Raw genomic sequence first — 21,457 nt, forward strand, 5'->3', positions numbered from 1 at the left:
TGGCACCGCGCCAAGGCTTTCCTACGGAAGCGCGGCACAAAGCGCGCCGCGCGTTTCGCTCGTCAACTCCACTCAAGTCGGCCAGTTCTTGAGAGGAAAGCCAGCTCATACTCAGGAGGCTTTCCGGGGCTGCGGCTTGAGACCTGCGGCGACTGCGATTTTGTGGCTGACGCCGCGCTTCGCTTTCAATTCCCCACGCAGGACGCCATAGACCGTCCGGACGTTGAAGCCGCGCTGCCGTGCCCAGTCGGTAATTGAGATGCCGTTCTCTTCCAAGGCGGTTTTGAAATGATTGGCTTTGTCTGTCATTGTAACTCCCATAGATGGGTGGCGTGGTGCCATTAAAGCTACATGGAGCTGCCAAAATGTCAACAGAACTTGGAGCCAAAACGGCAGCTATCTCGCAGCCGGCCGAGTCCGTCTCCGCAGCCGCCGTAATCGAGCGGATGAAGAAAGTTGCAGAGTGCCCCACGGACGCGGGCTTGGCAGCCGCCATAAACACGTCAAGATCAAATATAGCTAAGTGGAAGAAGCGTAATTCCGTGCCATATGCGGAGATATCGAAGTTCTCTGCGCAGTTTATGACGCCTGTTGACTATCTTATTACAGGCAATCAAGCTGGAAAGCACCGTGTTGCGACCAGCGTGCTCAATGACAGAGTGCTCGCGATATTACTAAAGGACTTTTTTGCGAAGTCGTTGCTTTTTGTTCCGAAGGAGCGTGATCCAAGTGACTATGCGAAATGGCTGGCGCGGAAGATTGCGCGTCATTACAACGATATAGAAGATATTGTACAGAAGCTTGAGGCGGGCCTCAAAATGAGCCGCCGCGATGCTGAGGAGGCTGCCATTGTGGCAGCTGAGGCGATCTTCTTCGATCTTTCGGGCACGACCCAGAGCGACCAAGTTGGCGACGAATAGCCGGGTCCGAAGTGCTGCCTTAGTGGCAACGCCTACCTATCCGCACCTATATCCGCACCTTGGGCGCAGCCCGACGACCATATCCTCACCCATATCCGCACCTAAATGTTTGCCATCCTATTGATGTGTCGGCAGCTTCCATGCGATTACCGACAAATAGCTCTGTCCGTCGTCGACAAATAGCTCTGTCCGACCATCGCAGCAGCGTCCGCACCCTGTTTCCCACGTGCGGACAAATCATCATATTGAAGGTACTCGCTAATCTACGGTCAGATCGACAAATAGCTCTGACCGCCGCCGACATTTATCGATGTCCCCCCCAACAGGAGGCGGGGGGCGTTGCGCGTCACGGCGGGAGGTGCTAGAACAAAAAAAGAACATCGCGTGAATTGTGGACAAGGCGGCGGAACGTCTTCGCGCTCGCGCGTTTCGGACTAAGGTGCCGCGAGCATCATCAAGGCGGAGAGGATCATGGCGGGCAGCGTCAACAAGGTCATATTGGTCGGCAATCTCGGGCGTGACCCTGAAGTGCGCACGCTGCCCTCGGGCGACCGCGTCGTCTCTTTCTCCGTGGCGACGACGGAATCCTGGCGCGACCGCAACACAGGCGAGCGCAAGGACCGCACGGAGTGGCACAATGTGTCGATCTTCAACGAGAATTTGGGGAAGATCGCCGAGCAATATTGCCGCAAGGGCTCCAAGATCTATCTCGAGGGCCAGCTGCAGACGCGCGAATATCAGGACAAGGACGGCATTCAGCGCCGCGCGACCGATGTGGTGCTGCAGCGTTTCCGCGGCGAGCTGACTCTGCTCGACAGCAAGGGCGGCGGCCGCGGCGAGGGCGATTATGAAGGCGGCGGCGGCTCCTATCAGTCGAGCGGCGGCGGCTCCAGCTTCGGCCGCTCCTCGCCGATGGAACGCCCGCCCGCCGAGCGCTCCCCGGCGCCGGCCGGCGGCGGACGTTTGTCGGAGCAGCTCGACGACGATATTCCGTTCTGAGTCCAGAGGGAGATCGCGAGCCCTCGATGAAGGGCGGGGTCTGTTCCCTCCCCCGCGAAGCGGGGGAGGGCCGGGGAGGGGGCGCTCGAAATCTCTATGAGCTCCGCGAGCGCAGCCCATTCGTCCGGAACTCCCGCGACTGCGTCCGCGCGCCCTTCTGGCCCGTGCGGTGGCCTTCGCCGGCCTTGCCGGTTCCCACCGGTTGCCAGCCCGGCACGAGATGATGCTTGCCGGGGCCGATGAGATCGGCGCGGCCCATGGCTTTCAGCGCCTCGCGCAGCACCGGCCAATTCTCGGGATCGTGATAGCGCAGAAAGGCCTTGTGCAGGCGGCGCTGGCGCAGGCCCTTCACGGCGTCGACCTTTTCCGACGCGCCGCGGCGCACCGGCTTCAGCGGATTGAAGCCCGAATGATACATGGCCGTCGACAGCGCCATGGGCGATGGCAGATAGGTCTGCACCTGATCGGCGCGATAGCCGTTCTTTTTCAGCCACAGCGCCAGATTCAACATATCCTCGTCGCTCGTGCCCGGATGCGCGGCGATGAAATAGGGGATGAGGAAATATTGCTTCTTGGCCGCCTGCGCCGCCGCGTCGAACAGACGCTTGAAGCGGTCGTATGAGCCAATGCCGGGCTTCATCATCTTGGAGAGCGGGCCGCTCTCCGTATGTTCGGGCGCGATTTTGAGATAGCCGCCGACATGATGCTCGACCAGCTCGCGCACATAGGCCGGGCTCTTCACCGCGAGATCATAGCGCACGCCCGAGGCCACCATCACTTTCTTGACGCCGGGAATTGCGCGCGCCTTACGATAGAGCTGGATCAGCGAGTCGTGGCTGGTCTCGAGATTCTTGCAAATATCCGGATAGACGCAGGAGGGCCGCCGGCACAGCGCCTCGGTCTCGCGATCCTTGCAGGCGAGGCGATACATATTCGCCGTCGGCCCGCCAATGTCGGAGATGATGCCGGTGAAACCTTCGGTCTTGTCGCGGATCGTCTCGATCTCTTTGAGGATCGAGCCTTCCGAGCGCGATTGAATGATGCGCCCCTCATGCTCGGTGATGGAGCAGAAGGAGCAGCCGCCGAAGCAGCCGCGCATGATCGTCACCGAATGACGGATCATCTCCCATGCAGGGATAGGCTGCGTGTAGGACGGATGCGGCGCGCGCGCAAAGGGCAGATCATAGACGCCATCCATCTCCGCCATGGTCAGCGGAATGGGCGGCGCGGTGAGCCAAATATCGCGCGTTCCATGACGCTGCGTCAGCGGCCGCGCATTGCCCGGATTGCTCTCCCGATGCAGCACGCGCGAGGCGCGGGCGTAGGATTCGGGGTCATTGGCGACCTGCTCGAAAGCGGGCAGGCGTATGACGACAGTCTCGCTCTGCGCGTCCTTGCGCATGCGGCCTTCGTCGGGCTCGTCAATGTCCTCGGCCGAGGCCTCGATCCAGTCCTCGGGCGTCGCGTCGCGCGTGAAGGCGACGCCGCGGATATCGGAGAAATCCTGCGCCATGCCGCGCTTGGCGATGCGATGCGCGACCTCGACCAGCGCGCGCTCGGCATTGCCATAGAGCAGCAGATCGGCCTTGGCGTCGAAGAGAATGGAGCGGCGGACCTTGTCGGACCAATAGTCGTAATGGGCGATGCGCCGCAGCGACGCCTCTATGCCGCCGAGCAATATAGGCGCATCGGGGAAAGCCTCGCGGCAACGCTGGGCGTAGACGATGACGGCGCGATCCGGCCTTTTGCCGCCTTCGCCGCCGGGCGTGTAGGAATCATTGTGCCGCAGCCGCCGGTCGGAGGTGTAGCGGTTCACCATCGAATCCATATTGCCGCTGGTGACGCCGAAGAAGAGATTGGGCTTGCCGAGCGCGCGGAAGGCGGAGGCGTCGCGCCAATCCGGCTGCGCGATAATGCCGACGCGAAAGCCCTGCGCCTCCAAGAGGCGGCCGATGATGGCCATGCCGAAGCTCGGATGGTCGATATAGGCGTCGCCGGTGACGAGGATGATGTCGCAGCTGTCCCAGCCGAGCGTCTCCATTTCGGCGCGCGACATGGGCAGAAATGGCGCGACGCCGAAGCGATGCGCCCAATGCTTGCGATAGGAGAACAGCGGCTTGGCCGCGCCTCGGGTTTCGGCGGCTTTCGTCATGGTCTCGTGAATATCATGGAAGGCGGGCCGGATGCGAGGATGCGCTGCGGCAGGATTCGCCTTTCATTCGTCGGCGATCGACAGCGAAGCTTCGAAATCCTGTCCGCCGTAAAAAACGCCGACGATTGTCACGACTTCGGCTTCGACGGCAAAAGCGATCGTCACGCGCCGACGAAAGCCGATCGTCCGCAGGCCCGGCCGTAAATCGTCACGACATGTCCCGCGCTCGGGGAAGCTGCGGAGATTTTCGCAATAATCGACGATCGCGCCGGTGAAACGCTCGGCCGCCGACGGCGTCGCCCGCTCGGCGATCCAGCGATAGATGGCGAGGAGCTGCGCCTCGGCTTCGGGCGAGAAAATGACGTTATAGGACCCCATCACCGGGTCGTCTTCGTCGCCCGCTCATGCTCGGCCGCCAGCGCCGCGCGAACATCGGCGGGAGATCGTCCGCGCGATGGGTCGGTCTTCATCCTGTCATAGGCCGGCGCGACCTCCTGCGCCAGCCAATTCTCGACCGCGCGGTCGCGCGCCAGCAGGGCGCGAAGGCCGTCGCGAATGACCTCGCTTTCGCTGGCGTATTCTCCAGACGACACCTTCGCCTTGACCATTTGCGCCATTTCGGTCGGCAGCGTCACGCTGAATTGCTGGGTGCTCCGCATTGGCTTCCCCTGATAATGTTCAATAGGATTTAACACCATCAGCGGCCGCGCGTCGAGGTGGAGGCGGCCCCGGCATCGGCTATACGATCTTCGCGAACGCCGCCGCTCCGGCCTTGCCCGGCGGCTCGCGCTCGGCCTGCGGCGCGCGCAGCGCCTCGGCGAGCGCGCTTTGCGGATCGGCGGCGCCTTCGAAGATCGCCTCGACGCATTTGACGCAGAGCGTCACCTTCGCATCGGCCAGGCGGTAGAAGACCTGCTTGGCGGCGCGGCGCGTCTCCACCAGCTCGGCGCGGCGCAGTTCGGCGAGCTGCTGGCTCAAGGCCGGCTGCTGAATCGCGGTCGCGGCCTCGATCTCGCCGACCGTGTGCTCGCCGGCGAGGAGATAGGACAGGATCATCAGCCGCTGCGGCTGCGCGAAAATCTTCAGCCTTTCGGCGGCCTCATTGGCGCGCTCGCGCGATTCGTAGAGTGCGGTCATTTGCCTGAATCTTTGCAAGTCCGATAGAACCAGCCGTTGGTCGCGTCGGGCGCGAGCGCCTCTTGCGCGACGCTGGTCGGCGGCAGCAGAAGATCGCCGCCGGGCGTCCAGCCCTCCGGCGTCATCACCTCGCCGGAGGCGGCCTTTTTCAGCGCAGTGACGAGGCGCAGCATCTCCTCCACCGAACGGCCGACCGTCAGCGGATACCAGGTGAGCGCCCGCACGATTCCCTCCGGGTCGATGTAATAGGTCGCGCGCATCGCAGAGGAATCTCGGGCGGTCTCGTCCAACATTCCATAGGCGCGACCAATGGTCATCGTCGGATCCTCGACAATGGGGAAGGGGACGGTGACGCCGAAAAGGTCACGAATCGCCCGCACCCAGGCGAGATGCGAATAGAGGCTGTCGACCGAAAGCCCCAGCAGCGCGCAGCCCACCTCCTCGAATCGCGGCGCGGCGCGGGCGAGCGCCACGAATTCGCTGGTGCAGACCGGCGTGAAATCCGCCGGATGCGAGAAGAAGATCAGCCAGCGGCCGCGGAACTGATCGAGACGAATGTCGCCGCCAGTGGAGCGCGCCTGAAAAACCGGCGCGAGATCGCCGACGCGCAGCGCCTGCGCGGCCGTCGTCGGAGCCGAAGTCGGTTCTTTTTCCATGGCTTTCAAATGCCCCCATTCCTCGCTTGACACAAGCAGACTATACGATTACATAAATCATGTAATCATGAAATTAAAGGGGAGGTTGCCATGACGGATGCAGCGCTCGAGCGGGCCAGGGAGCAGATCCTCGCCGCCGCGAAACGGCCGTCGATTCAGGTCGAGACCTTCTTCGACGAGCCGACTTTTACAGCGTCCCATGTCGTTTACGATCCGACGACGCGCCATGCGGCGATCGTCGACAGCGTGCTGAATTTCGATGCGGCGTCCGGCCGCACCTCGACCAAAGGCGCGGACGAGATCGTCGCTTACGTGAATCGTGAAAGTCTGACGATCGACTGGCTGCTGGAAACCCACGCCCATGCCGATCATCTCTCGGCGGCGCCCTATCTCCAGACCAAGCTCGGCGGCAAGCTCGCGATAGGCCGCGAGATCACCACGGTTCAGAACGTCTTCGGCAAGGTCTTCAACTTCGGGACGGAGTTCGCCCGCGACGGCTCGCAGTTCGATCATTTGTTCGATGATGGCGAGACTTTCGCGATCGGCGAGATTCCGGCGATCACGCTGCATGTGCCCGGCCATACGCCGGCCGATGTCGCCTATGTGATCGGCGATGCGGCCTTTGTCGGCGACACTTTGTTCATGCCCGACTATGGCACGGCGCGCGCCGATTTTCCGGGCGGCGACGCCCGCGCGCTCTATCGCTCCATCCGCCGGCTGATGGCGCTGCCGGACGAGACGCGGCTGTTCCTCTGCCACGACTACAAAGCGCCGAACCGCGACGCTTACGCCTGGGAGACGACGGTCGGCGCCGAGCGCAAGGGCAATGTCCATGTGCATGACGGAATCGGCGAGGACGAATTCGTCGAGATGCGCACTCATCGCGATGCGACGCTCGATCTGCCGCATCTGATCTTGCCGTCTGTGCAAGTGAATGTGCGCGGCGGTCGCCTTCCGCCGGCCGAGGACAATGGCGCGCGCTATCTGAAGCTCCCCTTGGACGTCTTCTGATGACGCTCGCCGCTTCCATGGCGCAGGGCCTCGCCGGCGGGCTGATAATCGGCGCGAGCGCGTCGATCATGCTGCTCGCCGCGGGGCGCATCGCCGGCGTCAGTGGCCTCTTCGCCCGCACGATCGGCCTCACCAAGGCCTGCGGGCCGGATGGTCTGGCGGCGGGCTTCGTTGTCGGCCTGCCGCTCGGCGCGGGGGCGCTCGTTCTTCTAACGGGGCCGATCGAGATGCGCTTTCCGCCGCTGGCGATGTTGCTAATCGGCGGGCTGCTCGTCGGCTATGGCGCGCGGCTCGGCTCCGGCTGCACCAGCGGCCATGGCGTCTGCGGCCTGTCGCGACTCTCGAAGCGCTCGCTCGTCGCGACGGGAGTGTTCATGAGCGTCGCGGCGGCGACTGTGGCGGCGATGAATGCGGCGGGGCTCGCATGGTGAAAAGCTCCACTCTCCTCGGCCTTCTCAGCGGCGTCATCTTCGGCCTCGGCCTAGCGGTCTCCGGCATGGCGAATCCGGCGCGCGTGCGCGGCTTTCTCGATGTCTTCGGCGCTTTCGATCCGACGCTCGCTTTCGTGATGATCGGCGCGCTCATACCAATGGCGATCGCTTGGCGCGTCATGCGCCGGCTGGAGCGCCCGCTCGCCGCAGATAGCTTCGATCTGCCGCCGACCTCGCCGATCGACGCGCGCCTCGTTACGGGCGCGGCGATCTTCGGTCTCGGATGGGGCGTCGCCGGCCTTTGTCCCGGTCCAGCGCTCGCCGATCTCGCCCTCGCGCCGCTCGCTGTCGCGCCCTTCGTCGCGGCCATGGCGCTCGGAATGGTTCTGCAGCGCGTCACCGCGCAAAAAATGCGAAAGCCCAAGCGCTCGAACGAAAGGCACGAGTCATGACCAGGAATGTCGGAACATTAGACCGCATTTTCCGTCTCGCCATCGTCGCCGCCATTGCATTGGCCTATTGGATCGGCGCGCTCTCTGGCGGCCTCGCCATCGCGCTCGGCGTCGTCGCGATCATCGCCTTTGCGACCAGCCTCGTCTCCTTCTGCCCCGCCTATCGTCTCTTTGGAATCTCGACCTGCAAGCGCGTCTGAACCGACGCGCTCCGCCGGCCGAAGCTTCTCCCCGACACACACCTAAAAAAGCGAACAAAAAAAGAGGAACGCGCCGTCATGAGCTTCACGAAATTATCGTCTGTTTTCTCCGCTTCGCCGCAGATTTCCGAAGCCGATGTCGAGCGCGCCGCGCGCGACGGGTTTCGTCTCATCGTCGATTGTCGTCCCGACAATGAGGAGCAGGGCCAGCCCAATTTCCGCGACGTCGCCGAATGGGCGGCAAAGCATGGTCTTTCGGCGAAGCATGTTCCGGTGACGCCCTCGAACATAGACGACGCTTCCGTCGCCGATTTCGCCGGCGCGCTCGCGACTGCGGGCGGTCCTGCGCTCGGCTATTGCAAGAGCGGCAGGCGCGCGAGCGCATTATGGGCGCTGTCTCAGGCCATGCCGCTCGGCGCCGAGACGGTGCTTTCCGCGGCGAAAGAGGTCGGCGTCGATCTCGAGCCGTGGAAGACGCGCATTATCGCGCGTGGCGGCGCGCCGGCCGGCGATCGTGGTCCTGGCTCCTATGATGTGGTGATCGTCGGCGGCGGCAGCGGCGGCGTCGCCGCGGCGGCGAGCCTTTTGAAGCGTCGGCCTTCGCTCTCCATCGCCATCGTCGAGCCGGCCGAGTTTCACTATTATCAGCCCGGCTTCACCCTCGTCGGCGCCGGCGTGTTCAAGCCGGAAGTGACGAAGCGTCCGATGGCCTCGGTCATCCCCGACAAGGCCGTCTGGATCAAGAAATCCGTCGCCGAATTCGCGCCCGATTCCGATGAGGTCGTTCTCGACGACGGCTCGCGCCTGCGCTATCGCGCGCTCGTCGCCTCGCCCGGCATAAAGCTCGATTGGGACGCCATTCCCGGCCTCGTCGAAACGCTCGGCAAGAATGGCGTCACCTCCAATTATCGCGCCGATCTCGCGCCCTACACGCATTTCCTCGCGCAGACTCTGCGCGGCGGACGCGCATTGTTCACGCAGCCGCCGATTCCGATCAAATGCGCGGGCGCGCCGCAAAAGGCGATGTATCTCTCCTGCGACGCATGGCGCCGCGCCGGCGCGCTCTCTAACATCGAGGTCGAGTTCCACAATGCCGGCGCCGTGCTGTTCGGCGTGCCGGCCTATGTGCCGGCGCTGATGGAATATGTGAAGCGTTACGGCATCGATCTGCGCCTCGAATCCAAGCTCGTCGCCGTCGACGGCCCCGCCAAGATCGCGACCTTCGAGGAGAAGGACGCCAATGGCGCGATCATTCGCGTCGAGCGCGAATTCGCCATGATGCACGCCGTGCCGCCGCAGCGCGCGCCTGATTTCGTCGCCAAAAGTCCGCTGGCCGCGGAGAGCGGCTTCATCGCCGTCGATCCAGAGTCGCTGCGCCATACGCGCTACGGCAATGTCTTCGCGCTCGGCGACGCCATAGCGACGACCAACGCCAAGACGGCGGCCGCCGCGCGCAAGCAGGCGCCGGTCGTCGCCATCAATGTGCTCTCGGTTCTCGACGGCAAGGCGCCGCATGTCGGCTATGACGGCTATGGCTCCTGCCCGCTCACGGTGGAGCGCGGCAAGATCGTGCTCGCCGAGTTCGGCTATGGCGGCAAGCTGCTGCCGAGCTTCCCCAAATGGCTGATCGACGGCGCGCGTCCGTCGCGCGCGGCGTGGTTCCTGAAGGAGCGGCTGCTGCCGCCGATCTATTGGCGCGCGATGCTCAAGGGCCAGGAATGGCTCTGCGCGCCGCATATGATCGAAAAGGGCGAGCAACCCGCAGAATGACGAGGCCGATGTGCAGCTAGAGCTCATTCAATATGTGATCGGCGCCGGCTGCGGCGCCGCCATCGGCTTCACGCTCGGCCTCATCGGCGGCGGCGGCTCGGTGCTCGCCGTGCCGCTGCTGGTCTATGTGGTCGGCGTGAAGGATCCGCATGTGGCGATCGGCACCAGCGCATTCGCCGTCGCCGTCAATGCGGCCTTCAGCCTGTGGAACCATGCGCGCTCCGGCTCGGTGAAATGGCGCTGCGGCGGCATATACGCCGCGGCCGGAATGTTAGGGGCCGTCGTCGGCTCGACGATCGGCAAGAGCTTCGACGGACAGCGACTGCTGTTTCTTTTCGCTCTGGCGATGATCATGACCGGCGTGATGATGCTGCGCGGCCGCGGCGCCGCGGGCGACGCCGCTGTCGAATGCACGGTGGAGCGCGCGCCGCGCGTCGCCTCCTTCGGACTCGTCACGGGATTGTTCTCGGGCTTTTTCGGCATAGGCGGCGGCGTTCTCGTCGTGCCCGGCCTCGTCGGCTCGACGGGAATGCCCATGATCAACGCCGTCGGCACGTCGCTCGTCGCCGTCACCGTCTTCGGCATGACGACGGCGGCGACCTATGCATTCTCCGGCCTCATCGATTGGCTGCTCGCCATCGTCATCATCTGCAGCGGCGCGATGGGAACGCTGATGGGCGCGGCATTGGCGCGGCGCCTGTCCAAGAACACCGGACAGCTCACCATCGCCTTCGCGATCGTCGTTTTCGCCGTCGCCGCATACACGCTGTTCAACTCGCCGATCATGACGCGCTAGAGCGCTTTCGAGCGAAGTAGAACCCGGTTCGCGTGAAGAAAGCGCGACCAACCAGGAGCGCTAGAGCGGCGCGTGGGCCTCGGTCTCTCGCGCGGGCCTTCGGCGAAAGCCGCTCCAGCGAAATGCGCCTGCGCCGATGCGTGATCGCAGCGTATCTATGTAGAGAAACACCACTGGCGTCGTGTAGAGCGTCAAGACTTGGCTCACCAGCAGGCCGCCGACGATGGCGATGCCGAGCGGGCGACGCATCTCCGCGCCTTCTCCCGTGCCGAGCGCCAGCGGCAGCGCGCCGAACAAGGCGACGAGCGTGGTGATGAGAATGGGGCGGAAGCGCGCGACGCAGGCCTCGCGGATCGCTTCCCTCGACGAAAGCCCGCGCCGCGTGGCCTCGAGCGCGAAATCGACGAGAATAATGGCGTTTTTCTTCACGACGCCGATGAGCAGCAGCACGCCGATCATGGCGATGATGCTGAGCTCCGCGCCGCAGCCGAGCAGAGCGAGAAAGGCGCCGACGCCAGCCGAGGGCAGGGTGGAGAGTATGGTCAGCGGATGCAGGAAGCTCTCGTAGAGAATGCCGAGAACGATATAGACCGCGGCCAGCGCGGCGGCGATCATGATCGGCTGATTGGCGAGCGCTTCCTGATAGCCGGCGGCGGTTCCGGCGAAGACGCCTTGCAGCGTCGCCGGCGCGCCGGCTTTCGCCATGGCTTCCTTGATCGTCTCGGCGGCGTCGCGCAGCGATTTTCCTGGCCCCAGATTGAAGGAGATGGTGATCGCGGCGAAATGGCCTTGATGATTGACCTGCAGCGGCGTCACGCCTTCGGCGAAATTCGAGAAGGATGAGAAGGGAACCATGGGCTGCGTCGCCATATTGACTGCGCTGCTCGGGCTGCCGAGATCGCGCGCCGAGAATATGCGGCTCGCCGCGCGCGGATTGGCGCCGATATAGAGATTGTCGAGCGCCGCCAGCGTGTCGCGAAATCGCGGCGCCGATTCCATCACGACGTGATATTGATTGAGCGGCTCGAAGATCGTCGACACCTGCCTCTGGCCGAAAGCGTCGTAGAGCGTGTTGTCGATGGCGCTCGCGGTGAGGCCGAGGCGCGCCGCCTTGGCGCGGTCGATGAGCACGTCGCTGCGCAGGCCTTTGTCCTGCTGATCCGAGCTCACGTCGAGCAGCGCGCCGCTGCGGCGCAGAATTTCGACGATGCGCGGCGCATAGAGGCGCAGATCCTCGAGCCGGTCGGCGAGCAGCGTATATTGGAACATTGCGTTGCTGGGCCTGCCGCCCATGCGTATGTCCTGCGCCGATTGCAGGAACATGCTCGCCCCGCTGATGCGCGCGAGCTTTGGCCGCAGCCGCGCGATGATCGCATCGGCCGAGACCTTGCGCTCGGCGAGCGGCTTCAAGGTGACGAGCAATTCGGCGACATTGATCGCGCCGCCGGGGCTGAAGCCGCCGCCTATGCTGGCCGTCGCCGAAGATATGCCTGGATCGGAGGTGAGAATGGCGACGAATTGCTCGAGCTTCTCCTTCATCACAGGGAAGGACACGCTCTGGTCCGCGACGATCGCGCCGCGCATGCGTCCCGAATCCTGGATGGGGAAAAAACCCTTCGGCACGCAATCGAAGAGATAGAAATTGAGCGCCATGGTCGCCAGCAGCACGCCGAGCGTCACGCGCGGAAAGCGCAACGCGATATCCAGCGTGCGCACATAGGAGCGATGCAGCGCCGTAAAGGCGCTTTCGCTCCAGCGCAGCAGGAAGAAGCGCGGCGGGCCGGCGTGATCTTGCAGCACGCGCGAGCACAGCATGGGCGTCGCCGTCACCGATAGGATGAGCGACACGAGAATGGCGACCGACAAGGTCATGGCGAATTCGCGCATCAGCCGGCCGACGATGCCGCCCATGAACAGAATCGGCAGAAACACAGCCAGCAGCGACAGGCTCATGGAGACGAGCGTCGGAACCACCTCGCGCGCGCCCTCCAGCGCCGCGGCGCGCGCCGGCTGGCCCGCCTCTATGCGGCGCATGACGTTCTCGACGACGACAATGGCGTCATCGACGATGAATCCCGTGGCGATGGTGAGCGCCATCAGCGAGAGATTGTTGATGCTGTAGTCGAGGAGATACATGGCGCCGAATGCGCCGATCAGCGACACGGGCACGCAGACGCTGGGCGCGATGGTCGCGCGGGCGTTCTTCAGCGACAGATAGACGATGAAGATGGCGAGAAATACGGTGACGATCAGCGTCAGGCCGATCTCGTGCAGCGAGGTGCGGATGGTCAGCGTGCGATCTTGCACGAGGCGCATCTCGACATCGGCGGGGAGCGCCGCGGCGAGCGGCGGCATCAGCCCCTTGATGCGATCGAGCACATTGACGAAATTCGCGCCCGGCTGACGGAAAATCTGCACCTGCACGGCGGTGCGGCCGTTGCTCATGCCGAAATTGCGCAGATCCTCCACCGAATCCACGACCTCGGCGATATCGTGCAGCCGCACCGTCGCGCCATTGCGATAGGCGATGACGAGGCTCTGATAATCGGCGGCGCGCCGCGATTGATCATTGGCGTAGAGGGTGAGACGACCGTCGCCGACCTCTATCGCGCCTTTGGGGCTGTTGTAATTGGCCGAGGCGAGCGCCGCGCGCACATCCTCGAGCGACACGCCATGCTCGAACAGCGCCGGCGGATTGAGCTCCACGCGCACCGCGGGCAAGGAGGAGCCGCCGACCGTCACCTGTCCGACGCCGTCGAGCTGCGCGAATTTCTGCTGCAGCACATTGGCGGCGATCTCATAGAGCTGGCCGGAGCTCATCCGCTCCGAGAAGAGCGCGATGATCGCCACCGGCACTTCCGAAGGATTGGAGGTGCGGAAGGTCGGATTATTGCGCAAGGCCGCTGGCAGATCGGCGCGCGCCGCGGCGATCGCCGCCTGTATGTCGCGCTGCGCCCCGTCTATGTTGCGGTCGAGATCGAATTGCAGCGAGATGCGTGTCGAGCCGAGCGAGCTCGAGGAGGTCATCTCGGTGACGCCGGCGATTTGGCCGAGCTTCTTCTCGAGCGGCGTCGCCACCGAGGCCGCCATCGTCTCCGGACTTGCGCCGGGCATTGAGGCGGAAACGGAGATGACCGGAAAATCGATATTGGGAACCGGCGCCGTCGGCAGCAGGAAGAATGCGGAAACGCCGGCGAGCACCACGCCCAGCATCAGCAGGCTCGTCGCGACCGGCCGCGCGATCGCCGCGGCGGTGAGATTCATGCGGCCTCCCGAGCCGGGACGGGCGCTGGATGCGGGCGCAGCGATTTCGCCCAGCCGTCGAAGGCGAGATAGATCACCGGCGTCGTGTAGAGCGTGAGAATCTGGCTGAAGATCAGGCCGCCGACGATGGCGACGCCGAGCGGCTGGCGCAGCTCCGCGCCTTCGCCGGAGCCGAGCATCAAGGGCAGCGCGCCGAGCAGCGCGGCCATGGTCGTCATCAATATGGGGCGAAAGCGCAATATGCAGGCTTTGTAGATGGCGTCGCGCGGCGCGAGCCCGTCGTCGCGCTCGGCTTGCAGCGCGAAGTCGATCATCATGATCGCGTTCTTCTTGACGATGCCGATGAGCAGAATGACGCCGATGACGCCGATGACGGAGAAATCATCGCCCGCGAGCATCAAGGCGAGCAGCGCGCCTATGCCGGCGGAGGGCAGGGTCGAGAGGATCGTCACCGGATGAATGTAGCTCTCATAGAGCACGCCGAGCACGATATAGACGGTGACGATGGCCGCGAGGATCAGCAGCAGCGTGCTCACCGATGAGGCGTTGAAGGCCTGCGTCGCGCCCTGGAACACGGTGATGACGCTCGCCGGCGTTTGAATTTCCGTCTGAGCGAGAGAAAGCGCCTCCATCGCCGCGCCGAGCGAGGCGCCGGGCGCGAGATTGAAGGAGATCGTCGTCGAGGGGAATTGCGCGAGATGATCAATGGAGAGCGGAGCGGTTATCTCTTTGATCTTCACGATGGAGGCGAGCGGCGTCTCCTGTCCGCCATTGGCGGGAATGCGCAGGCCGGCGAGCGTGTCGAGGCCGGAGGCCGCGCGCTTCGTCGTCTCCAATATCACGCGATATTGATTGGTCTGCGTGAACAGAGTCGAGACGATGCGCTGGCCGAAGGCGTCATAGAGAATATTGTCGATCGTCGCGACGGAGATGCCGTAGCGGGCGGCGGCGTCGCGGTCGATCTCGACGAAGAGCGCGCGGCCGCCGTCCTGCGCGCTGGAGGATACGTCGCGAAATTGCGGCAGCAGGGAGAGCTTGTCGACGAGACGGCGGGAATAGTCGGAGAGCTCGGCCGGATTGGCGTCCTGCAGAGCGAAATGATATTCGCCGCGCGAGACGCCGGCGTCTATGGAGAGGTCCTGCGCCGGCTGCAGGAAGAGCGAGCCGATCGCATGAGCGCGCGCGGCGTCCTGCAGACGGCGCGTGACGGCGGAAATGGAGCCGCGCTCGGATTTCGGCTTCAGCTCGATGAGCAGGCGGGCGCTGTTGAGCGTGCGATTGACGCCGTCCACGCCGAGATAGGAGGAGACGCGCGCCACTGCGGGATCGGCGAGCAGAAGCTCGACGAGATCGAGCTGCTTGCGCGTCATCGCCTCATAGTTCAGCGATTGGCCGCCTTCGAAAAAGCCTTGCACCAGTCCCGTGTCCTGCACGGGAAAGAAGCCCTTGCCGATGGCGGCGTAGAGCGCGCCGGTGAGCGCGAGCGTGGCGAGGAAGCTGACGAGCGTCGCGCGCGAATGGGCGAGCACGAAACGCAAGGTCGCGCCATAGGCGTCGATCAGCCGATCGAACCAGCCGCCGGCCGAAGGCCCGTCATGCGAATGCAGGTCATTGGCGCGCAGCAGCTTGGCGCTGAGCATGGGCGCGAGCGTCAGCGACACCACCGCCGAGATCATTATGGTGACGGCGAGCGTCACCGCGAATTCGCGGAACAGCCGGCCGACGACATCGCTCATGAACAGCAGCGGGATGAGCACGGCGATGAGCGAGATCGTCAGCGAGACGATGGTGAAGCCGATCTCGCGCGCGCCGATGAGCGCGGCGGCGAGCGGCGTCTCGCCCTTCTCTATGTAGCGGGAGATGTTCTCGATCATCACGATTGCATCGTCGACGACGAAGCCGGTCGCGATGGTGAGCGCCATCAGCGTGAGGTTGTTGAGGCTGTAGCCGAGCAGATACATCGCCGCCAGCGCGCCGATGAGCGACAAAGGCACGGCGATGCTCGGAATGATCGTCGCGCGCGGGCTGCGCAGGAAGAGGAAGATGACCGCGACGACGAGCGCGATGGAGAAGAGCAGCTCGATCTCGACATCGTGGATGGAGGCGCGGATCGCCGTGGTGCGGTCGGTGAGTATGGCGAGATCGATGGCCGCGGGCAGGGAGGCCGAGAGCGCCGGCAGCAGCGTCTTGATCTGATCGACGACGGCGATGACATTGGCGCCGGGCTGGCGCTGCACGTTGACGATGATCGCCGGCTCGAGATCGGTCCAGGCGCCGAGCTCGCGATTCTCGGCGCCCGGCGTCACCTCGGCGACATCGGCCAGCCGCACCGGTCCGCCATTGCGATAGGCGACGACGAGGCCTTCATAATCCTTGGCGTTGCGGATCTGGTCATTGGCGTCGATCGCGAATTGCTGCGTGCGGCCGTCTATATTGCCCTTGGGAAGATTGACATTGGCGTTGGAGATGACGGAGCGCAAATCCTCGAGCGACAATGCATGGGCGGCGAGCTTTGAGGGATTGGCGCGCACCACCACCGCGGGGCGATTGCCGCCGGAGACGCTGACGAGGCCGACGCCGGAGAGCTGCGAGATCTTCTGCGCGATGCGGCTGTCGGCGAGATCTTGCACCTCGGTCAGCGGCAGCGTCTTGGAGCGCAGCGCGAGAGTGAGAACTGGCGCGTCGGCGGGATTGATCTTGGCGTAGATCGGCGGCGCCGGCAGATCGGTCGGCAGAAAGCTCTGCGCGGCGTTGATCGCCGCCTGCACCTGCTGCTCGGCGAAATCCAGCGAGAGCTTCAAGCTGAATTGCAGCGTGATGATCGAAGCGCCGCCGGAGCTCGTCGAGGCGATCTGCGTGAGGCCGGGCATTTGCCCGAGCTGGCGCTCGAGCGGCGCGGTGATGGTCGCCGCCATCACCTCCGGGCTGGCGCCGGGATAGAAGGTGCGCACCTCGATCGTCGGATAGTCGATCTGCGGCAGCGCCGAGACGGGCAGGAGGCGAAAGCCGATCGCGCCAGCGAGGAAGATCGCCGCCATCAGCAGAGTGGTGGCGACGGGGCGCTCGATGAAGGGGCGGGAAATATCGACGCTCATCGGCGGGCGCTCACGGCGCGGGGGCTTTTTCTGGACGACGTCCCTCGGCGGGCGGGGATTTCTTCTCCGCGCCCGGTCCGGCGGCGAGCGTCACCTTGGCGCCGTCGCGCAGCTTGTCCACGCCTTCCACCACCACGCGCTGTCCGGGCGCGAGGTCGCCTTCGATCACCGCGCGCTCGCCGTCGCTCGGGCCGATCCGCACCGGCTTCACGGAGACCTTGTCGTCGCTCTCCAGCACATAGACGAAAGGCCCTTTGGCGCCGCGCTGAATCGCCGGCGCCGGGGCGAGCGCGACATTGAGCAGCGTCTCCACCGTCAATTCGGCGTTGACGAATTGATTGGGGTAGAGCTTCTCGTCCTCATTGGAGAATTCGGCGCGCAGCTTCACCGTGCCGGAGGTCGCGTCGATCTGATTGTCGATCGCATAGAGAACGCCATGCGCGAGCGCCTGCGAATGCTCGTGATCATAGGCGACGACGGCGAGCGCCTCGCCGGAGCGAAAACGCTTCAGCACGCTCTGCAGCCTCACCTCCGGCAGAGTGAAGATCACCGTGATCGGCGAGAGCCGGGTCACCACGGCTATGCCGTTCTGATCATTGGTCTGCACGATATTGCCGGGGTCGACGAGACGCAGGCCGATGCGGCCGTCGATGGGCGCCGCGATATTGGCGTAGCTGAGATTCAATTTCGCCTGCCCGACCTGCGCGCGATCCATCTCGACGGCGGCGCGATATTGGCCGATGAGGGCGCGCTGCGTATCGAGCTGCTGGCCGGAGACGGCGTCCTTCACCTTCGTGCGCAGCAGCTCATAGCGGGCGAGATCGCGCTCGGCGTTCTGCAGCAGCGCCTCGTCCTTCTGCAGCTGAGCCTGCGCCTGCGCCACGGCGAGATCGAAAGGCCGCGGGTCTATGCGCGCGAGAATGTCGCCGGCTTTGACGATCTGGCCCTCCTTGTAGCGAACCTCCACCAGCGGGCCGGAGACCTGCGCCTTCACCACCGATGTCGCGGAGGCGGTCACTGTGCCGAGACCCGAGAAGACGACCGGAAAGTCCCCGCGCGTGATCTCCGCGACGGCGACGGCGATGGCCGGTCCGCGGCCTGGCGTGGGAGCGGCTGGCGTTTCGGCGGCCCGATAGCGCCATGCGCCTATCGCGACAGCGCCGACGAGCCCCACGACGATCCAGCGGGTGAGGTTCCGACGCGGCAGGAAGCGTCTCGCCGCTCCGATGAAAGGAGGGGCGGCTTCAGTCAGATCGGAACTCATTGCGTCGAAACCCCGCGAGAATCGCATTGTGCGTCGGCGCGCGCCCAATGTTATCGTCGTCGCGCCGATGATCCATTTAAAGCATATATGGAATATAGGAATAATCAATATATTCGGCGGCGCGGTCCCCGCCATTTGCGTCAGGCGGGGGCGCGGTCGAGGTCGATGAGATGTCCAGCCTTGTCGCGCTTGGCGGCCAGATAGCGGAGATTATGGGTGTTTCGGCGCCCCATTATGCGCTGGTCGGCGACCACCTCGAGCCCCGCTTGCGTGAGCGCGTCGATCTTCTCTGGATTATTGGTGAGCACCTGCACGCGGCGCGCGCCGAGCAGCTTCAGCATTTCCGCGGCGAAGGCGAAACGGCGCTGGTCTTTGTCGAAGCCGAGCGTCTCGTCGGCGTCATAGGTGTCGAAGCCGCGCGCTTGCAGATCATAGGCGCGAATCTTGTTGGCGAGCCCGTTGCCGCGGCCTTCCTGATCGAGATAGAGCAGCACGCCGCCGCCATTCTCCGCCATGTAGCGCGCCGTATAGCGCAATTGATCGCCGCAATCGCATTTCAGGCTGCCGAAGAGATCGCCGGTGAGGCAGGCCGAGTGCAGGCGCACATTCACGGGGAGCGCGAAATTCGGCTCGCCGATGACGATCGCCACCTGATCGCGCAATCCTTCGCCGCCGCGAAAGACGATGAACTCGCTGTCTGGCGCGCCCTCGAGCGGCACGCGCGCGCGAGATACGATGCGCAGAGCCGCGAGGCGTGTGGACTGGTAGGCGGCGACATTGGCGCGGGCGACCTCGAGCGGGCGGGCGAAGTCGGCCTCGGCGCCCTCCGCGCCGGCGATGATCGCCGCCGGAAGCACTTGCGCGAGACGCATCAGATCCAAGGCGCGCTCCTCCAGCGCGGAGAGAGCGGCGGCCGGCGCATCGAGGCGCGCGTCGGAATCGAAAGCGAGGGCATGCGCCCGCGGGACGTCGAGCACGGGCATTGCGACGGCGCCGGCCTCGCGGCGTTGCGCGCCGAGGCGGCGCAAGCGCGGCCCCGAGAGGGCGAGGCGCGCGTCGGCGCGGCCGAGACGTTCGAAGCTCTCGCAATAGAAGGAGTCGAGCGCTTCGGCGGCGAGAGCGAGGATGCGTTCTCCATTCTCATGCAGAATGATCGGCCGTCCGGCGCGGATTTCGGCGATGGCGCGCTCGACTTCGATTTCGCCCGGGGCGTTGCGGAAACCCGGTCGAGAGGATGAGATGGTCACAATGCCTCCGGCGCTTTCTACATAAGCTCGACAGATATAGTTTTTCTTATCCATCCAACAAGTGCAATTTTTCGAGTAGAGCGGCGCCGGAGCGCCATTCGCCGGAGCGGCGCGAAAGCGCGACGCGCATATAGAAAAACACTTTAGAGCATGTCGTTCTGCGAGGCGGCGAGTCTCTCTCGGCGATGCGGGAGGCAAATTCCTTCTTATGTGTAGAACTCGAGCATTTTGCTATTTATCATAGCTGATAAGTGTGAATATAATGGCGGCATCACAGCAAGACGGGAGCGTCCGATGGCCCGCGGCAGGCATCGCTTTTCAATCGAAACCCTTTTCGGAGCGTGGTTTTTGCGCAGCGCCTGCGTGGGCGCTCTCGCGGCGGCGGCGGCCGGCGCCTCGGCGGAGCCCAGCGTCTATCCGACGGGCGCGACCATCTACGATCCTGCGCGCGCCTATAATTCTTATGTTCTCTTCGCCGGCGGCGATGATGTGACGAGGCTCGTCGATCTCACCGGCAAGGTCGTGCGCGAGTGGAAATATACGGGCCAGCCCGTCTCCTTCATCGATCCGGCGCTCGTTGAGGGCGCGCGGGGGCATATATTCGTCACGCTGGAGAGCGAGGAGGGCAGGGGAACCGATCTCACGCCCGGCCGCGCCCAGACGCGCGTGCGCAAAACGGTCGGCGAGGTCGATTGGGACGGCAAGCCCGTGTGGAGCTTCGGCTCCGCGGCGCCGGGCGGCGTCGCGCGCCAGCATCACGACATAACGCGCCTGCCCAATGGCAACACGCTGCTGCTCGCCAATATCTCCTATCCGCTTCCCGGCTTCGCCGCGCCGCAAGTTCTCGACGATGTCGCTTACGAGGCGAATCCCGATGGCGATATCGTGTGGACCTGGGCGGCTTCGGATCATCTCGACGAGATCGGCTTCACGGCCGATGAGCTGAAGCTAATAAAGGGCTCGAAGAATCCGGACTATCTTCATGTCAATGATCTGAAGCCCGTCGGCCCCAATCATTGGCATGACGAGGGCGATGCGCGCTTTGCGCCGGACAATCTCATCTTCGACTCGCGCAACGGCAATTTCATCGCCATCGTCGATCGCAAGACGCGCAAGATCGTCTGGACGCTGGGGCCGCATTTCCCGCTGGTGTCGGAGGATGGAACGACGACATCGCGCAAGGTTCCGCGGCCCGTCGATCAAATCTCCGGCCAGCATGACGCGCAGATCATTCCCAAGGGCCTGCCCGGCGCCGGCAATCTTCTCGTCTTCGACAATCAGGGCGAGGCCGGCTATCCGCGCGCATCCGTCACCTACACGGGCGGCTCGCGCGTGCTGGAGATCGATCCGGTCACCAAGCAGATCGTCTGGCAATATACGGGCGCGAGCTCCGGCAACCCCGGCTGGACCTTCCGCAGCACGCATATCAGCAATGCGCGGCGCCTACCCAATGGCAATACTTTCATCGACGAAGGTCAGATCGGGCGCTTCTTCCAGGTGACGCCAGAGGGCGAGATCGTCTGGGAATATCTCAATCCATATCCGCGGCGCGGCAAGGACGCGCAGACGGGAAGGCCGACGCTCAATTACAGCGTCTATCGCGCGCAGCCGGTGCCCTACGACTGGGCGCCCGAGGGGACGCCGCATGCCGAGACGGCCATCGCGCCGCCGGAGAACGCAGGCTTTCGCGTGACGTCCAAATGAGACCGCGCATCATCTGGGAGAACCCCGTGACGTTGCCGCAAAGCGAGAGACGCATTGCCCGCATCATCGTCGAAGGGCATGTGCAGAATGTCGGCTATCGCGTCTTTGTCGCCCGCGAGGCCGGGCGGCTGCATCTCGCCGGCTGGGTCCGCAATCGCGCCGACGGCTCGGTGGAGACGCTGATCGCCGGTTCTGCTGCGGTGGTCGATGAGTTTCTCGCTCTCGCGGCGAGAGGGCCGGCGACAGCGCGCATCGATTCCTATCGTGTCGACGAGGCCGACGCTCACGCGCTCGCGGAAGGCGGCGGCGAGAGCGGTTTCGTCGCCGCGCCGGCGGCCTGACGCCCACTTCAGGCCCCG

20 protein-coding genes are annotated in these 21,457 nt (G+C 64.4%); 10 read left to right on the top strand and 10 right to left on the bottom strand.

All coding sequences use genetic code 11. From position 1 onward, the window contains the following. Positions 1-111: 111 nt before the first annotated feature. Positions 112-342, bottom strand: coding sequence for a DNA-binding protein (locus EDE12_RS19125; RefSeq protein WP_348630687.1), 231 nt, complete (start codon positions 340-342; stop codon positions 112-114). Between the two features lie 104 nt (positions 343-446). Between EDE12_RS19125 and EDE12_RS19130 the strand changes: the two genes are divergently transcribed. Next, entirely contained in the window at positions 447-920 is a 474-nt protein-coding gene (locus EDE12_RS19130; protein WP_026598399.1) for a helix-turn-helix domain-containing protein, read from the top strand. Between the two features lie 471 nt (positions 921-1,391). Beyond that, a complete protein-coding gene (ssb, locus tag EDE12_RS19135) occupies positions 1,392-1,919 on the top strand; it encodes a single-stranded DNA-binding protein (protein ID WP_024879581.1) in 528 nt (175 codons plus the stop codon). Between the two features lie 94 nt (positions 1,920-2,013). On the opposite strand, the gene EDE12_RS19140 is transcribed toward ssb, so the two are convergent. The 5 genes from EDE12_RS19140 to EDE12_RS19160 all read right to left on the bottom strand — a co-directional run bounded on the left by EDE12_RS19140 (position 2,014) and on the right by EDE12_RS19160 (position 5,864). Continuing rightward, on the bottom strand, positions 2,014-4,071 hold the full coding sequence (locus EDE12_RS19140) for a YgiQ family radical SAM protein (RefSeq protein WP_026598400.1): 2,058 nt from the start codon (positions 4,069-4,071) through the stop codon (positions 2,014-2,016). Between the two features lie 63 nt (positions 4,072-4,134). Continuing rightward, positions 4,135-4,449, bottom strand: coding sequence for a type II toxin-antitoxin system RelE/ParE family toxin (locus tag EDE12_RS19145; RefSeq protein WP_026598401.1), 315 nt, complete (start codon positions 4,447-4,449; stop codon positions 4,135-4,137). Beyond that, positions 4,449-4,730, bottom strand: coding sequence for a type II toxin-antitoxin system ParD family antitoxin (locus EDE12_RS19150; RefSeq protein WP_024879583.1), 282 nt, complete (start codon positions 4,728-4,730; stop codon positions 4,449-4,451). Before EDE12_RS19150 ends, EDE12_RS19145 begins: the two co-directional genes overlap by 1 nt. 79 nt (positions 4,731-4,809) lie before the next feature. Further along, on the bottom strand, positions 4,810-5,208 hold the full coding sequence (locus EDE12_RS19155) for a metalloregulator ArsR/SmtB family transcription factor (RefSeq protein WP_026598402.1): 399 nt from the start codon (positions 5,206-5,208) through the stop codon (positions 4,810-4,812). Continuing rightward, positions 5,205-5,864, bottom strand: a complete 660-nt coding sequence (locus tag EDE12_RS19160) for a peroxiredoxin (RefSeq protein ID WP_026598403.1) — start codon at positions 5,862-5,864, stop codon at positions 5,205-5,207. The genes EDE12_RS19155 and EDE12_RS19160 overlap by 4 nt, the downstream gene beginning before the upstream one ends. Positions 5,865-5,954: 90 nt before the next feature. On the opposite strand from EDE12_RS19160, the gene EDE12_RS19165 reads away from it, so the two are divergent. From EDE12_RS19165 to EDE12_RS19190, 6 genes are all read left to right on the top strand, one after another. After that, the gene (locus EDE12_RS19165; protein WP_026598404.1) at positions 5,955-6,875 is read left to right on the top strand and encodes an MBL fold metallo-hydrolase; all 921 of its coding nucleotides are present in this window, start codon (positions 5,955-5,957) and stop codon (positions 6,873-6,875) included. Continuing rightward, positions 6,875-7,306, top strand: a complete 432-nt coding sequence (locus tag EDE12_RS19170) for a YeeE/YedE thiosulfate transporter family protein (RefSeq protein ID WP_024879587.1) — start codon at positions 6,875-6,877, stop codon at positions 7,304-7,306. Before EDE12_RS19165 ends, EDE12_RS19170 begins: the two co-directional genes overlap by 1 nt. Next, the gene (locus EDE12_RS19175) at positions 7,300-7,758 is read left to right on the top strand and encodes a YeeE/YedE family protein (RefSeq protein ID WP_036290797.1); all 459 of its coding nucleotides are present in this window, start codon (positions 7,300-7,302) and stop codon (positions 7,756-7,758) included. The genes EDE12_RS19170 and EDE12_RS19175 overlap by 7 nt, the downstream gene beginning before the upstream one ends. After that, positions 7,755-7,958: a DUF2892 domain-containing protein gene (locus EDE12_RS19180; RefSeq protein ID WP_026598405.1), complete on the top strand. Its 204-nt coding sequence runs from the start codon at positions 7,755-7,757 to the stop codon at positions 7,956-7,958. Before EDE12_RS19175 ends, EDE12_RS19180 begins: the two co-directional genes overlap by 4 nt. Before the next feature lie 78 nt (positions 7,959-8,036). After that, positions 8,037-9,728, top strand: coding sequence for a bifunctional protein tyrosine phosphatase family protein/NAD(P)/FAD-dependent oxidoreductase (locus EDE12_RS19185; protein ID WP_026598406.1), 1,692 nt, complete (start codon positions 8,037-8,039; stop codon positions 9,726-9,728). Between the two features lie 10 nt (positions 9,729-9,738). Beyond that, entirely contained in the window at positions 9,739-10,524 is a 786-nt protein-coding gene (locus EDE12_RS19190) for a sulfite exporter TauE/SafE family protein (protein WP_024879590.1), read from the top strand. Positions 10,525-10,584: 60 nt separating this feature from the next. Here EDE12_RS19190 and EDE12_RS19195 read toward each other — a convergent pair whose 3' ends face one another. The 4 genes from EDE12_RS19195 to ribA all read right to left on the bottom strand — a co-directional run bounded on the left by EDE12_RS19195 (position 10,585) and on the right by ribA (position 19,394). Beyond that, on the bottom strand, positions 10,585-13,788 hold the full coding sequence (locus EDE12_RS19195) for an efflux RND transporter permease subunit (RefSeq protein WP_024879591.1): 3,204 nt from the start codon (positions 13,786-13,788) through the stop codon (positions 10,585-10,587). After that, complete coding sequence (locus EDE12_RS19200) at positions 13,785-16,883, bottom strand: efflux RND transporter permease subunit (RefSeq protein WP_024879592.1); 3,099 nt, start codon at positions 16,881-16,883, stop codon at positions 13,785-13,787. The genes EDE12_RS19195 and EDE12_RS19200 overlap by 4 nt, the downstream gene beginning before the upstream one ends. Before the next feature lie 10 nt (positions 16,884-16,893). After that, positions 16,894-18,147 (bottom strand): efflux RND transporter periplasmic adaptor subunit, encoded by a 1,254-nt coding sequence (locus tag EDE12_RS19205; RefSeq protein ID WP_024879593.1) that lies wholly within the window; start codon positions 18,145-18,147, stop codon positions 16,894-16,896. A gap of 140 nt (positions 18,148-18,287) precedes the next feature. Further along, complete coding sequence (gene ribA / locus EDE12_RS19210) at positions 18,288-19,394, bottom strand: GTP cyclohydrolase II RibA (protein WP_024879594.1); 1,107 nt, start codon at positions 19,392-19,394, stop codon at positions 18,288-18,290. A 348-nt stretch (positions 19,395-19,742) separates the two neighbouring features. Between ribA and EDE12_RS19215 the strand changes: the two genes are divergently transcribed. Together EDE12_RS19215 and EDE12_RS19220 are read left to right on the top strand one after the other, a co-directional pair. Further along, positions 19,743-21,098, top strand: a complete 1,356-nt coding sequence (locus EDE12_RS19215) for an aryl-sulfate sulfotransferase (protein ID WP_026598408.1) — start codon at positions 19,743-19,745, stop codon at positions 21,096-21,098. A 26-nt stretch (positions 21,099-21,124) separates the two neighbouring features. Then, positions 21,125-21,439 carry an acylphosphatase gene (locus EDE12_RS19220; protein WP_245275745.1) on the top strand — a complete coding sequence of 105 codons (315 nt, stop codon included), beginning with the start codon at positions 21,125-21,127 and terminating at the stop codon, positions 21,437-21,439. The last annotated feature ends 18 nt before the right edge of the window (positions 21,440-21,457 follow it).

Source organism: Methylosinus sp. sav-2 (genome assembly GCF_004366495.1).
Classification (GTDB): Bacteria; Pseudomonadota; Alphaproteobacteria; order Rhizobiales; family Beijerinckiaceae; genus Methylosinus.